Source organism: Fictibacillus sp. 26RED30 (assembly GCF_015903845.1).
GTDB classification, from domain to species: domain Bacteria; phylum Bacillota; class Bacilli; order Bacillales; family Fictibacillaceae; genus Fictibacillus; species Fictibacillus phosphorivorans.
Window position 1 is genome coordinate 204,526 of sequence record NZ_JACZDV010000003.1, and the last position, 13,406, is coordinate 217,931.

12 protein-coding genes and 1 riboswitch are annotated in these 13,406 nt (G+C 39.5%); of the genes, 3 read left to right on the forward strand and 9 right to left on the reverse strand.

The window, feature by feature from the left end:
- Positions 1-6: 6 nt before the first annotated feature.
- Together hutH and hutP are read right to left on the reverse strand one after the other, a co-directional pair.
- Positions 7-1,533, reverse strand: a complete 1,527-nt coding sequence (gene hutH / locus IHV11_RS16925) for a histidine ammonia-lyase (protein ID WP_197126942.1) — start codon at positions 1,531-1,533, stop codon at positions 7-9.
- Positions 1,534-1,822: 289 nt separating this feature from the next.
- Complete coding sequence (gene hutP / locus IHV11_RS16930; RefSeq protein ID WP_066391539.1) at positions 1,823-2,257, reverse strand: hut operon transcriptional regulator HutP; 435 nt, start codon at positions 2,255-2,257, stop codon at positions 1,823-1,825.
- 181 nt (positions 2,258-2,438) lie between these two features.
- Here hutP and IHV11_RS16935 point away from each other — a divergent pair, with 181 nt between their 5' ends.
- Positions 2,439-2,897, forward strand: a complete 459-nt coding sequence (locus IHV11_RS16935; protein WP_197190770.1) for a hypothetical protein — start codon at positions 2,439-2,441, stop codon at positions 2,895-2,897.
- Between the two features lie 92 nt (positions 2,898-2,989).
- Here the strand turns inward: IHV11_RS16935 and IHV11_RS16940 are convergent, their stop codons facing one another.
- The 7 genes from IHV11_RS16940 to IHV11_RS16970 all read right to left on the reverse strand — a co-directional run bounded on the left by IHV11_RS16940 (position 2,990) and on the right by IHV11_RS16970 (position 11,382).
- Entirely contained in the window at positions 2,990-4,102 is a 1,113-nt protein-coding gene (locus IHV11_RS16940; protein ID WP_197195626.1) for a GerAB/ArcD/ProY family transporter, read from the reverse strand.
- A gap of 140 nt (positions 4,103-4,242) precedes the next feature.
- Positions 4,243-5,595: a TrkH family potassium uptake protein gene (locus tag IHV11_RS16945; RefSeq protein WP_231620381.1), complete on the reverse strand. Its 1,353-nt coding sequence runs from the start codon at positions 5,593-5,595 to the stop codon at positions 4,243-4,245.
- A 3-nt stretch (positions 5,596-5,598) separates the two neighbouring features.
- Positions 5,599-6,255: a potassium channel family protein gene (locus IHV11_RS16950; RefSeq protein ID WP_144702694.1), complete on the reverse strand. Its 657-nt coding sequence runs from the start codon at positions 6,253-6,255 to the stop codon at positions 5,599-5,601.
- 139 nt (positions 6,256-6,394) lie between these two features.
- Positions 6,395-6,551, reverse strand: a riboswitch (cyclic di-AMP (ydaO/yuaA leader).
- A 78-nt stretch (positions 6,552-6,629) separates the two neighbouring features.
- The gene (locus IHV11_RS16955) at positions 6,630-7,412 is read right to left on the reverse strand and encodes an undecaprenyl-diphosphate phosphatase (RefSeq protein ID WP_197195627.1); all 783 of its coding nucleotides are present in this window, start codon (positions 7,410-7,412) and stop codon (positions 6,630-6,632) included.
- A 108-nt stretch (positions 7,413-7,520) separates the two neighbouring features.
- Positions 7,521-9,023, reverse strand: coding sequence for a cardiolipin synthase (cls, locus tag IHV11_RS16960; RefSeq protein WP_197195628.1), 1,503 nt, complete (start codon positions 9,021-9,023; stop codon positions 7,521-7,523).
- Between the two features lie 548 nt (positions 9,024-9,571).
- Positions 9,572-10,723: a stage II sporulation protein P gene (spoIIP, locus tag IHV11_RS16965; RefSeq protein WP_197126937.1), complete on the reverse strand. Its 1,152-nt coding sequence runs from the start codon at positions 10,721-10,723 to the stop codon at positions 9,572-9,574.
- Positions 10,724-10,914: 191 nt separating this feature from the next.
- The gene (locus tag IHV11_RS16970; RefSeq protein WP_197190773.1) at positions 10,915-11,382 is read right to left on the reverse strand and encodes a MarR family winged helix-turn-helix transcriptional regulator; all 468 of its coding nucleotides are present in this window, start codon (positions 11,380-11,382) and stop codon (positions 10,915-10,917) included.
- A gap of 173 nt (positions 11,383-11,555) precedes the next feature.
- On the opposite strand from IHV11_RS16970, the gene IHV11_RS16975 reads away from it, so the two are divergent.
- Both IHV11_RS16975 and IHV11_RS16980 read left to right on the forward strand, forming a co-directional pair.
- A complete protein-coding gene (locus IHV11_RS16975) occupies positions 11,556-12,152 on the forward strand; it encodes an ArsR/SmtB family transcription factor (protein WP_197126935.1) in 597 nt (198 codons plus the stop codon).
- Position 12,153: 1 nt separating this feature from the next.
- The gene (locus tag IHV11_RS16980; protein WP_197195629.1) at positions 12,154-13,401 is read left to right on the forward strand and encodes an MFS transporter; all 1,248 of its coding nucleotides are present in this window, start codon (positions 12,154-12,156) and stop codon (positions 13,399-13,401) included.
- The last annotated feature ends 5 nt before the right edge of the window (positions 13,402-13,406 follow it).

Genomic DNA, 13,406 nt, shown 5'->3' on the forward strand with positions numbered 1-13,406 from the left:
CTCCTTTTAATGTGCTAGCTTTTGAATTTTAGATCCGATTAAGATGTCATTCCACGATGTATCAAGGATCCATGAAGCAACAGCTTCCATATCCTTGTGGAACATACGGTCACACTGTATCGTCGGACAAACGATTCTTCCTTGTTCATATACTTTCTTTGTTTTAGGTGCGAGCTTTTCAGGTCCTCGGAAATCTGCAGCCTGCATCGCACAGATTAATTCAACGGCCAGCACTCGTCTTGCATTTGCAATGATCTGAGCCGCATGTCTAGAGGCAATCGTACCCATACTCACATGATCTTCTTGATTAGCTGATGAAGGAATCGAATCGACACTTGCAGGGTGCGCCAATGTTTTATTTTCTGAAACGAGCGATGCAGCAGCATATTGCATGATCATCGCACCTGACTCAAGCCCTGGATTCGGACTTAAGAAACCAGGTAAGTCACTCAACTGAGGATTGACCATCCGTTCGATCCGTCGCTCTGAAATGTTCGCCCATTCTGCTGCGGCGAGCTTCAGAAAGTCCATTGCAAAAGCGATAGGCTGACCATGAAAATTCCCACCTGATATGATTTTGTTTCCGTCATCAAAGATCAGTGGGTTATCCGTTGCAGCATTCATCTCGATTTCAAGCTTTTCTTTTACATAACCAAGAACCTGCCACGAGGCCCCATGTACTTGAGGGATGCATCTTAACGAATATGCATCTTGCACCCTGATCTCACCTTGTTTCGTTGTCAGCTGACTGCCTTCTAAATATTCTCTTAAACGCTTTGCAACATCTACCTGCTCTTGATAACCTCGAGCAAGATGAACATCTTCATCAAACGCATCTGTTATGCCTCGTAAACTTTCTGTGGTAAGCGCAGCAATCGCATCTGCCATGAGTCCGATGCGTTCCGCTTCTATATAGGCAGCAATACCTTGTGCTGTCATGGCTTGCGTTCCATTGATCAAGGCAAGCCCTTCTTTCGCTGTTAAGACGACAGGTTCAATTCCCGCTCTCTTTAAAGCATCCTGACCAGAAATACGTTCTCCCTTGTAGTACGCTTCTCCCTCACCTACTAACACAAGGGCTAAGTGAGAAAGCGGTGCAAGATCTCCACTCGCTCCAAGCGATCCTTGTTGCGGAACAACAGGATGAACATTCTTCTCGACTAATTCTAGTAACCTTTCGATTACGATTGGCCTGATACCCGAAAAGCCTTTTAGAAGAGCATTTGCTCTTAAAATAAGCATAAGACGACTGATCGTCTCAGGAAACGGTTCTCCGATTCCACACGCATGGCTGCGGATCAGATTGATCTGCAATGTCTCCACATCATCTCTAGAAATAAAAACATCGCTAAACTTTCCGAAGCCAGTCGTGATTCCGTACACCACTTTACCTTCAGCCACAATCGCTTCAACCGCTTTCCGGCTGTCAGCCACTTTCTTCATACTGACCGGGCAAGCTTCAATGGGTTCATTCTCATGCAGAATCCGCTTGATCTCTTCCATCGAAAGCGTATTACCTGTTAATGTAATCATCTTCATCCCTCTTTTACTAAGGTTCTGTTCTTTCTTCGAAGTGGTTGATTTCCGTTACAGGAACTCGCTTTCCGCGGGGTGTGCGGTGAGCCTCTTAGCGCTCTGCGCTGTTAAGAGTCTCACCTGTCCCACTCATCCCGCAGGAGTCTCGCACCTTTCACTCCAATCAACTTTCCAAAGAAGCTATTAAAAGAAACCTCAAAATGTATAGATAAAAAACAAAAAGAGCGCACCCGAAAGAAAACTCTTTCGAATACGCCCCCTCATCACTAGTTACTATGGGCACTATTTAAATATGATTGATTCCTAGACCGATCGCTTCATGCTCTAATCCTTTTACAGGAGCTCCGATCGTTCCGTAGAGAGCGACTGCTATCCAGTCACCTTCTTCTTTTTTCTCATATGGATTACCGCGAACAACGATGAAACGCAAACCTACAGTTCTAAGAACGGTTCCAAGCTGAACCTGTCCTCTTGTCACCCCATGAAAAGCTTCCATGATGGCATGATATAAAGAATGTGTTTCACGATAAATCCCAGTTTGAATGATATTTTCACTTTTGGCCGCTGTTTCAATGGCAGCTACTACCTTTTGTGAATCCATTGAACCGGCTTTGCCTACGCAATACTTCCAGCCCAATTTCTCGATCTCAGGCAGATAACTTTCATCTAATACCCCTAACATGGCCATCTTTCCGATCAAACGTTCATTTGATAATGCCATTGCATGAATCACTCTTTCTCTAACGGCTAATAACTACTTCTAGTGTATGCGTTTACAATTTGTCCGTCAATTCCCTTTCAACAACTTATCACAGCAGTATAGTAAAGAAAATGACACGTATAATCTATCAAACTAGCGGTAAGAATGATAGTAAGAAATATAACGGAATGAGGGTTGTTACATGTTAAACGTACAAAAAGAAATTGCACTTGCTTCAATGTCACGCACTCCACAGTTCGAGGAAGATGTGAATGACTTTTTTATCGCTTATGACAAAGGACATAACCCGTTACTGCTCTTGCCTACTACAAAAGGTTTTCTCCCTGAAGGACAGGTGTACGCGATCGCATTTATTAAAAAAGAAAATAATTCATATCAATTTACTCTTTCAGATAAAATTATGCCTTTTTCGATGAATGAGGCAACGCTCATTCATGATCAGCTCGGTTTCTTCTTCGGTCCTGATAATAATATGCTTTCTTCCTTTTTTAAAGGTGATACGTATGGCGCATATGTAGTCTGGACAAAGCATATGGTCACGCAATTGATCAACGAAACTCTTCAAAATTGGCATAATACATCAGATGATTCACAGCGCGAAAAACACAAGACTCGATTAACTATGCTTCTTCAAGCCTAGGTAAAAATAATAAAACTGACTGCTAACTTCCCTCTTTCCTATGAGCAACAGATTGAGGAAGCCTAACAGTCAGTTTTTTAAATTGTGGTGCATCATGTAGTAGATGATGTCTGTTCTCTATTATTTTTCTTAATATGTTTTTTAATAAAAGTCATGATAAATAAAAGTGGAATATAACTGATGGCTAAATAAAAACCGATCTTGTTCGTATAGTTATTTAGCATGTTGATCTTCAAACGAGTGTCTAAGTAATAACAAGCAGCCAACGTGATCGCTAATAAAATGATCAGTGTGATATGCTGGCGGATGTTCAACATCAGCTTGGCCACACGGCTCGAACACCAGATAGCAAGTGCAATATTTGGCAAAATCACTAAACACCACATCGAAACGAAAACAAAATCAAATCGTTCCACGAATGAAACTTGAACGATTTTCACCATAGAAAGGGTTGCCCATATATTTCTAGACAACTGTTCTTCGCTAAAGAACGCAAATGAAAACAAAGTGACTAGCAAATACATCATAAATGTAAAAAGATTAGCATGATGCGCAAATTTTTGAGACCGCTTTGCATTTTTAATAAACGGATAAAAAACAAGAAGTGTTTCAAAACCAAGATAACTCAGCATCATATTTTTCGTTGCAGATAAATAGTCTTTTACATTCTCATCAAAGACCGGCAGGAGATTAGAAAAATGAGTAAATTCCAATGGGTATACGAGTAACACGATCAAACCTAATGGAATGACAACTCCTAAAAAACAGATGCCCGCCACCGTTCGAAAACCAGACGAAACCACATAGTACGTTAATATCAGGAAAACAGCAGCGATCTTCCATGTACTTATAGTGGGAAACATCCATACTTGTATGACTTCAATATACGTTCGTAAAACTGTAATCGACCAGAGCAGAAAATATAGAAGTAAAAATAGATTAAATAAGTTTCCAATCAAACCACCAAACAACGATTTATGAGTTGATACGATATCCCCATCGCCGTTATCGAGCACATAATAAATCATCCATATAAGAGCATGTACAAAAATGGCAGCTATGATGACTGATATCCAGGAATCATAGCCAGCGTATTTAGCGATGATACGCTGATAGCCTAGCACCCCTACCCCTACTTGTTCAGAATGGACAAGAAAAAACACAAGAAAGGGAGAAACGAGAAAAGCTTCTTTAATTTTTTGCATGACGATTCTCTTCCTCTCTTAGAAACAGCATTGAAATCTCGTTTTAGCATTCCCAAGAGTAAAGAGATTAACCCATAAATAACCAAAAAAGCTGACGCAAAATGTGGGAATACACCCTTTTTGCATCAGCTTTCATTACTTTATCCAGTGAACACTTCACCGTCTGGATACCTAATATTATCTTTTGTTTGTTTAGCAAGACTGAACGCCAGTGTTAGCGGTCCTAATTTACCGAAAACCATTACCACACAGATCACAATTTTTCCGATGACTGTGAGATCTGGGGTCAGTCCCATACTCAATCCAACTGTTCCAAATGCAGAAACGACTTCGAACACGATCACCATGAATGATACATCTTTCTGGACATATGTGATAATAAATAATGCGGCAAAGATAAACAAAATAGAAATAGTTGTAATAGCAAGAGCTCTGTAAACAACAGCATTTCGAATGGTCCGCTTCATAACAACCGTACTTTCTTTCCCTTTTAAGAAAGCTGCAACCGTAAAAATAATAACAACAAACGTGGTCAGCTTTATCCCTCCACCAGTAGAGGTACTTCCTGCCCCAACAAACATTAAAAGAATCATCAACAAGGATGTATCAGGATTTATGGCTGTCATATCAATCGAGTTAAAACCTGCTGTTCTCGGTGTTACACCTTGGAAATAAGAAGCCCAGAATTGCTCAGCACCTGAAAGCATTCCAATGGTCTTAGGATTATTAAACTCAAATAAGTAGAAGAACAAGATTGCCACAATGTTAATAATCAAAGTAGACAACAACATCACTCTTGTATGAAGAGAAAGTTTTTTCCAGCTTCGGCTCACCCATATATCAACCAATACGGTAAACCCAATTCCCCCTGTTATAAACAGAAACGATATGACGATGTTCACCATCGGATCTCCTACATAGCCCGTTAGACCGTCAGACCACAACGAGAACCCTGCATTGTTGTATGCCGATATAACATGAAAGATGCTATAGTAAATTCCTTTACTAACACCAAAGTCTGGAACAAGCCTTAGTGATAGAAAAAAGATGGCGATAATCTGGATACTGATTGAAAATACAAACAGATTTCGAACTAACCGGATTACCCCGCCTATAGAAGGCTGGTTGAGTGCTTCTTGCATCAGAACACGTTGTTTGATGGATATTTTCCTCCCCATCATAATAACGACTAATGAAGCAAATGACATGACCCCGAGTCCTCCGACTTGGATTAAGAACAAGATGACGATCTCACCAAAGAGTGTGAATGTTGAGCCAGGATCAACAGTAGCTAAGCCTGTTACTGTTGCTGCTGAAGTTGCAATAAAAAAAGCATCAACCCACGATAACGTTTTTTCATGGGCAATAGGAAGCTTTAACAAACACGTCCCAACGAAAATAAGAAATAAAAATAGTAACGCTAAAAACTGAGGAGGGTTCAATCTAATTGGGTTGTGCAAAAAACGTTTATGCTTTCTAACATGTAGTGCCAATGCTTACACTTCCTCATCCTCAAAACGATTTAGATCTTCGTTACGACCGATCACGACAAGTATATCCCCATATTGAAGAGATACATCAGCAATCGGTGAAACGAGTATCTCATCTCCGCGTTTGATTGCGACGATATTACATCCATAGCGTGCACGAACATCTAGATCTGTTAGCGTCCGATTCACTAGCTTATCCGTTACACCTATCTCAACAATACTGTGTTCATGCGATAGCTCAATAAAATCAATAATCTTTTCAGAAGATATGAGTTGAGCAACGCGAAGCGCCATATCACGCTCTGGGTGGATAATACGGTCTGCTCCTAGCTTTTCCAACACTTTATGATGATAGTCATTCTGTGCTTTTACCCATACTTTTTGAACGCCTGCTTCTTTTAAAAGTAAAGTAGTTAAGATACTTGCTTGGATGTCTTCACCGATCGAAACAATTACCTGTGTAAAATTTCGGATTCCTAAAGACTTCATTACGTTTTCATCCGTAGAGTTAGCTTGAACAGCTTGAGTAGCTATTGTTGCAAACTCATTTACTCTTTCCATATCTTTATCTATAGCTAGAACATCATAGCCCATCGTCGCAAATTCTCGACAGATGCTGCCTCCAAAACGTCCTAAACCAATTACTGCAAACTGTTTTTTCATTATGGTCTCCCCTTAAAATCCATGAAGTTTTTGCTTCGTTGTTCTCTAGCCTTGCTGGTCAAGAGGTATATAAATTTAAGTAAAAAAACGCAAAAAAAGACCACACAAAGAAGCGGGTCCGGTTTTCCACCAAATTGACCTCTCCAGTGACATGACGCTTACGGGGTTAGCTGTCGGATTAGGGATTGGAGTATCCCTTTTTGCAAATAGAGCAAAATTCACCCCAAAAGATTGGTTCCCCCGTTTTACAGTAGTTTTCACCATAAAAATAACTGTAAATTCAGCGATCTAAAGCCTGCTAAATTTTGAATTACATATACTGTAATCCTCTATCTTTTAAAAGTCAATCCATTTTTTTAGTGTTAACAAATACTTTACATTTTACCTGAAAATTGAAGGATCAATACTACTATTCCAATCAACCAAACATAGACAGCAAATCCTTTTAACGTACCGGTTTGAAGGAGTTTGATCATCCACTTTACCGCCACATATCCAAATAGAGCCGATGCTAAAGTACCGACCAATAGGGCTGAATAAGAGATAGGTGGATGTCCACCAGTAAATAAATCTTTTGACTGCAATACTACTCCTCCTGCAATAGATGGTATGGATAATAAAAAAGAAAAATAGGCCGCTGCTTTTTTATCGATCTTGCAAAAGAGCGCTGCTGCAATCGTTAGTCCCGATCGTGAAATAGCAGGAAGAATAGCCGCACCTTGAAACGTACCGATTATAAGTGCATCACGTATAGAAATATCTTCAATTCCTTTGTATCCATTTCGCTTATAAGAATCGGCCCACCAAAGTAAAAAACCTGTTATCAAGAACTCCCAGCCAACCGTGATCCCGGTTTTTGAGATCTCTTCAAAAAAATCTTTAAATGCTAGTCCAATAACAGCGGTTGGAATCGTTCCAGCCATAAGCAGAACTCCCGTTTTGCTGAGTGGTCTTTTTATAACTTCTAAGATTTCTCTCCAATAAACCGTCATCACAGCAATAAGTGTTCCTATATGAAGCATGCTATCAAGAAACAACCCGGCTTCTTCTAGCTGAAACACTTGCCTGCCTAGAAGGAGGTGTCCTGTAGAACTGACAGGCAAAAATTCTGTTATCCCTTGCACAATGCCTAATATTAAGGCCTCGAGCCAATCCATAAAAAAAACCCCCTCAACTTTCATGGTCTCGTACAACCTATTCCTGAGGAGGATTTTCTATTCTAGTTTTTTGATAACAATTTAGTGTTACTTAACGAGCATTTGTGATTAAAGTACACCTGAGAAGAGACGAGCAAACGATTCCTTTGTTCGTTCCCACAAACCTCTTTTGTAAAACTCTACGGGTTTCACTTTTATAGATTCCACCATGTCTTCTTCATATTGCTCTACAAGATCTGAGACAGATGATGTATTTAGCAAGAATACGTTCACTTCGAAGTTAAGGTGAAAACTTCTCATATCCATATTAGCTGTACCGATCGAAGCAGTATCGCCATCAATAATGATTACTTTTTGATGCAGAAATCCTTTTTTGTAGGAATAGATCTCTATTCCAGAACGCAGAAGCTCTGGAAAATAAGAGCGCGTTGCATATTGCGTCAAGAATCCATCATTAATCTCAGGAACCAACAAACGGACCTGGACACCTTTTTTTGCTGCCACTCTTAAAGCCGTTCGAATCGCTTCATTAGGAACAAAATATGGTGTTGCGATCCAGATTGATTTCTCTGCACATGAGATCAAAGAATAGAATAGATCACTCATGATTCCAAGCTGAGTATCAGGACCACTTGCCACCACATGAACAGTACCATCCCCTTCAGCGGGGTATGCTCTTGTAAGATGATTATCTTCTAAGAGATCTTCTCCACAAACATATTCCCAATCCATTAGAAATATGGCATGAAGAACTTGAACAGCTTCTCCTTCCATAACCATATGTGTATCACGCCAAAAACCAATCTCCGGATCTTCTCCTAAATACTCAACGCCTACATTCAAGCCTCCTACAAACCCAACCTTCCCATCAATAATAATAATTTTACGATGATTTCTGAAATTAAGCTTTTGATTGAAAAAGCCATATCGAACAGGTAAGAAGGCTTCAACGAGAATTCCTGCTTTTTTCATTCTGTCGATATCATATTGCTGAAGAGACAAACTTCCTATCCCATCAAACAAAAATCTAACTTTCACGCCTTCATTCGCTTTTTTTATTAAAAGGTCAATAATGTCTTTACCAAGGCGATCTGAACGAAAGATATAATACTGAATATGTATATACTCCTTGGCTTCTTCCAGCCTTGCAAAAATTTCAGGAAACGTCTCTTGACCATTCTTTAAAATTTTTGAACTCGTTTTTCTGTTCAAACGCGTAAGTGTGATGTGATGAGCGTGCGTTGCAAAGCACTGCTGATGTCTTTTTAAATCACTAAAGTCCGGCTTTTCTTCTTGTTTAGATACTCTGATCCACTCGTCTCTGTCTTTTTTTCGTTTCGATTTAAAAAGATGGCCTTTTAAATAAAGCTGTCCAGAATACAGGTAGAACATATATCCGATAAACGGAAACAGAATTAATACATAAATCCAAAGAAGCGTATGTTGAGCTGTTCTGTTCTCGAGCATTAACGAATAAATCGTATACAGAATCACTGCGATGTAAAGGAGCCCAAATACCGTTTTGATTATCACATATCCTTCTGCAAAGAAAACGATGTATAAACAGACAAGTAACAATAGTGTGAGGAAGAATTCCCATATTCGTTTCATGCACGTGCTCCTTTTTTACCAATCTTCTCTTTCTCTCTTTATTCCCTTCCCCATGTAATTAAAACAAAGGGCTCTTCTCTTTTTATACCATTTTTTCTTAGGATTTGCAGAAATCACGACTGTTATGAAATTAGGTATTGTTTCAATCATTCGAAACGGTTTTTTTGTGTACACATTGGGTTGATAGACAGACGCTTCGGAAATTTGCGTGGCCGATCGGTGGTGAATTTTGAATTGGACAGATTATTGGCTGGACCGGACAGATTATGTGACCAATCCGACAGATTAATCTTCAAATCGGACGGATTCACTAGTCAATTTGAAAAAATACCGTCATTAACAAAACGGCGCCCATGCATAGACTCCTCTATAGCACTTACTGTCGACTTTGACGAAAATACTGTCCACTTCTGATGATTTACTGTCCACTTTTGTAAGTTTACTGTCCACTCTGCTATTTTTACTGTCCACTTTAATTTTCCTCAAAAATAGAAACACATAAAAAAGCTCCAGAGGTTATCACCACCTCTAGAGCCAGTCAACATTCTTTATTCAGCTTTCGCTCCATTTTCTTTCCAGTAGTACTCTGCCACCGCATCTGCCACCGCTTCTGCACTTCTATACAGCTCGTCCATGTTGTTATCCACTCCGCCAAATTCAATAAGCAAAGCATGGTCAGAAAGGTCTTGATTATAAACACCATTTCCCTGAGTCTTGTTTTTTCCAATAACTCCACGACTTAAACCAGGGTATTTTTTATCTAAGATCGCGTTGATCTCTTGTGCTGCTTTTTGGTTCTTCTCAAAATTAGGATTCGCTTTACCGATAACGAATAAAGTACGCGCATAGGACTTACCATTAATTTGTGTTGTTGTAGACTTTCCTCTCATAGAATCTCGATGTAGATCAAAGATTAAATCAATATCATTGTTGCTCGCCATCGCACTTTCAACTAGTGTACGTGACATCGGATAACTCTTTCGATAGTCTGTGTTATTTTTCCTCAAAAGCTCCGTCATATTTGTCATATCGACGGATGTACCGATTCCTCTCGCCTCTAATTCTTCCCCTAGCTTTTTCCCTACCATCGTGATGTTTACTTTAGAATGAATAGCATGATCAGGATTTGTTACTCCTTTTAGGTGAGGTAAGAACGATTCCCAACTGTGCGAATGATAGATATAAGCGATTTTCTTTCCACTCGTTGTTTGACCTGGTGGGTTCTCTGAATCAGATGGATCTGGATCTTCTAACCGCTCGATATCTTGAACTTCCGCTTCCTCACCACTTAATAGAAGTTCCATCGGTGGTGGTGACTCATACGCTAAGTTTGTATAATCCGTTCCTTCCCCAGCAACAATGATTGTTGAATCATAGAGCGCAAAGCCAGGAAGTTCGTTTCCTAACAAACTTCGGATATCACCAGGTTTGATGCTTGTTGTTAATTCGAACAATACACTAGATAACGCAGGCGGTTCACTTTCTTTTGGAAGCTCTTGCGTGAAATATCGGTTTTCCCAACCTATGAAATAGACAAGTGCTTCTCCAGAAAATTCCGTTAACCACTTATGCATGGTTGATGAACTCAATCGATATTTGTGTTCAAAGGATGTGATGAAGCTAGTGGCAACGACGATAAATAGCATGGCTCCAGCAAGTAATAATGGTAAACGCTTCATATTCAATTGCGGGGTGAACATGTATAGCCCTCCACTTCTGTTAACGTTTCTATCACATCCTATGCAGCTAACCATTTAAATAGAATCCAATCTATGAAAAAATAATAGAGACTTATCTTCGTTTGCTTACTAATGCTCTTTTTCTGAAGGTTTGTTTAGGAGTGACTCTTTAGGAAGGAATCGAGGTCTGTCCATAAAAAAAAACCAGTTCTTCAACTGGTTTGTGTTGTAAGGACAATCTCATCTTGGTTTGAATGATTTCCGCTAGCAAGCTTTTCATAAATATCAATAAAAATACCTAATTCCTCTGGAGATAAGTGATTCAGATAGCTACTTATGGAATCAACTCTCTCATTTTCAGCCTCTCTTAAAATTTCGTGTCCATCGTCAGTAATCTCTAAATAAACAATACGACGGTCAAGATCACTACGGTAACGACTTACAAATCCGCGCTTGTACAAACGATCCGCACCAACAGTTATCGCACTCGGTTTTACACCCATATAGTCAGCCAATTTTGAAACGGTCCATTTATTTCTGATACACAACGTCTTCAAAAGTACAAACTGTGTTTTCGTTAACTCCTTTTCTATAGCAATCTCCGGGTGTAAACGCTTGGACACAATGTAGTGCACTTTCTCCAATCTCTCCACATAGGACTTCAAATCCTTATTCCCCATACTATGAACCTCCAGCCTCTAAGTTGTAATGCGAGTATTATACTAACATTATACAAGAATTTTCATAACATTTGAACTATTATTTACAAATAATGTGTAAAAGAGTTGACGACCATCATATAAATAGGATATATTACGTTCAAATATATTTGAACGTTTCAGGAGTGTTGAACATGCAGGAAATTTATCATATTCGCGAAGTTGAGCAGTTAAAGGTTATCTCTGACCCCTTTCGCATTAAAATCCTTTGGGAGATTTTAGAGGAAGCAAAGACTGGAAAGATTTTATCAGATCTACTAGAGGTCCCTGCACCAAAGATTCATTATCATCTAAAAGAACTTGAACGCGTTGGTTTAATAAACGTTGAAAGAACAGAAGAAAAGAATGGCATTATACAAAAGTTCTACAGACCAGTTGCTCATTCATTTTCAATTGCCGAAATATTGCCCGATCAACGGCATGCAGTGAAAGATGAACTCTCTGATGCACTGAAGGAGAATATATTAGTTTCTTTAGAGAAAACAAAGTCTATGGTGCGCAAATTAGATCCTGAAGTACTAGCTTATACAGATTCTCCTCTTAAATTTGGTTATAGACATGTAAAACTTTCTTCTGATCAAGTAAAACTGCTACATGACAAAGCAAAAGAAATATCAGACTTAATTTCAGAATTTAAAAAGAACGAGAGTGACGATGGTGAGATTTATCATTACTTTATGCTCTCCTTTCCTTTGAAAGAGACACCTTATCCGGAAGAGGAGCTCCAGTAAGATGGCCGAAACAGTAGCTGTACACCATAAAAGTGAAACAGAGTCCCTATTCAAAAAGCGTTCCTTTTTATTCATATGGGCGATAACAATCTGTTCTTCTTTTTCAATCGCCATTTTTCAATTCTCACAGAGCTGGTACGTCGTAAAGACTCTAGACAAAGAAGCTTCACTCGGCATTGTATTTATTGCAGCCAACGTTCCTCGTATTTTATTTATGGCTATCGGCGGCGTTCTAGCAGATCGAGTCAGTCGAACGAAAATTTTATTCGTCGCTAACTTTTTAAGAACTCTTTTGTTAGTTGGCTTGTTAATCATGCTAGCAACAGGACATCTCTCTCTCTTATCGTTTATCATTTTCGGTTTGTTTTTTGGAGCACTCGATGCTTTCGTCTGGCCAGCAAACGGATCACTTCTACCTAATGTTGTCGATCAATCTCAATTAACACGTGCAAATTCAGTTATTCAGACCACCCAACAAAGCTCACTAATCCTTGGTCCGATGATTGGAGGGCTTCTTGTTGCAAGCAGTGGAGGATACATGCTCTCGTTCGGTGTACCCGCTGTGATGCTGCTACTGGCTGCCATTCTTGCTTCTTTGCTAAATGTCCCTGCAACCATTAGTTCAAACACAGCAAAACCTGATATGTGGCAATCTATAAAAGAAGGGATTGATGTAGTTAGACAATCCGCTTTTTTAAAGGCGCTCTTTCTTAGTACGATATTTCTAAATGTTTTCGTCATCGGGCCTTTGATGATGGGTTTGCCGATCTTCGTAAAAAACGTGCTCGACGGAAACGCACTTGAATTTAGCTTTATTGAAGGAGCTATGGCTCTAGGCATGCTGATTAGCTCCGTTATCATAGGTATCCTAAACGTTAGAAAAAGACGCGGTCTGATGGTGACGGTCTCTTTATTCGCCATGAATATTTTCTTTTTCTTATTTAGTCAAAGTTCCAGCCTATATGCTTGTATGTTTACTATTTTCTTCATTGGAATTACGTTCCCAGCCACCAATATACCACTCATATCAGCGGTACAGTCTTCTGTAGATAAAAGCCTGCTAGGAAGGTTGATGGGTCTGCTTACCATGGCAAGCATGGGGCTCGCTCCATTATCACTTGCAGCCACATCACTCCTCATCTCTTATGGCTTTTCTATTGAAAACATTATGTCTGGAGGTGCACTCTCTTTAATTGTTGTAAACCTTATAATCATGTGGAAACTTCCTGCTTTACGAAAAATGGAATAGGCGGT

What these genes read in the sequence shown, in the direction of transcription:
- IHV11_RS16940 (WP_197195626.1), bottom strand. Translation starts at nt 4,102, where the DNA reads ATGCAAAAAATTAAAGAAGCTTTTCTCGTTTCTCCCTTTCTTGTGTTT.
- IHV11_RS16975 (WP_197126935.1), top strand. Translation starts at nt 11,556, where the DNA reads ATGCAGGAAATTTATCATATTCGCGAAGTTGAGCAGTTAAAGGTTATC.
- IHV11_RS16955 (WP_197195627.1), bottom strand. Translation starts at nt 7,412, where the DNA reads ATGGATTGGCTCGAGGCCTTAATATTAGGCATTGTGCAAGGGATAACA.
- IHV11_RS16950 (WP_144702694.1), bottom strand. Translation starts at nt 6,255, where the DNA reads ATGAAAAAACAGTTTGCAGTAATTGGTTTAGGACGTTTTGGAGGCAGC.
- IHV11_RS16935 (WP_197190770.1), top strand. Translation starts at nt 2,439, where the DNA reads ATGTTAAACGTACAAAAAGAAATTGCACTTGCTTCAATGTCACGCACT.
- hutP (WP_066391539.1), bottom strand. Translation starts at nt 2,257, where the DNA reads ATGGCATTATCAAATGAACGTTTGATCGGAAAGATGGCCATGTTAGGG.
- spoIIP (WP_197126937.1), bottom strand. Translation starts at nt 10,723, where the DNA reads ATGTTCACCCCGCAATTGAATATGAAGCGTTTACCATTATTACTTGCT.
- IHV11_RS16970 (WP_197190773.1), bottom strand. Translation starts at nt 11,382, where the DNA reads ATGGGGAATAAGGATTTGAAGTCCTATGTGGAGAGATTGGAGAAAGTG.
- hutH (WP_197126942.1), bottom strand. Translation starts at nt 1,533, where the DNA reads ATGATTACATTAACAGGTAATACGCTTTCGATGGAAGAGATCAAGCGG.
- IHV11_RS16980 (WP_197195629.1), top strand. Translation starts at nt 12,154, where the DNA reads ATGGCCGAAACAGTAGCTGTACACCATAAAAGTGAAACAGAGTCCCTA.
- cls (WP_197195628.1), bottom strand. Translation starts at nt 9,023, where the DNA reads ATGAAACGAATATGGGAATTCTTCCTCACACTATTGTTACTTGTCTGT.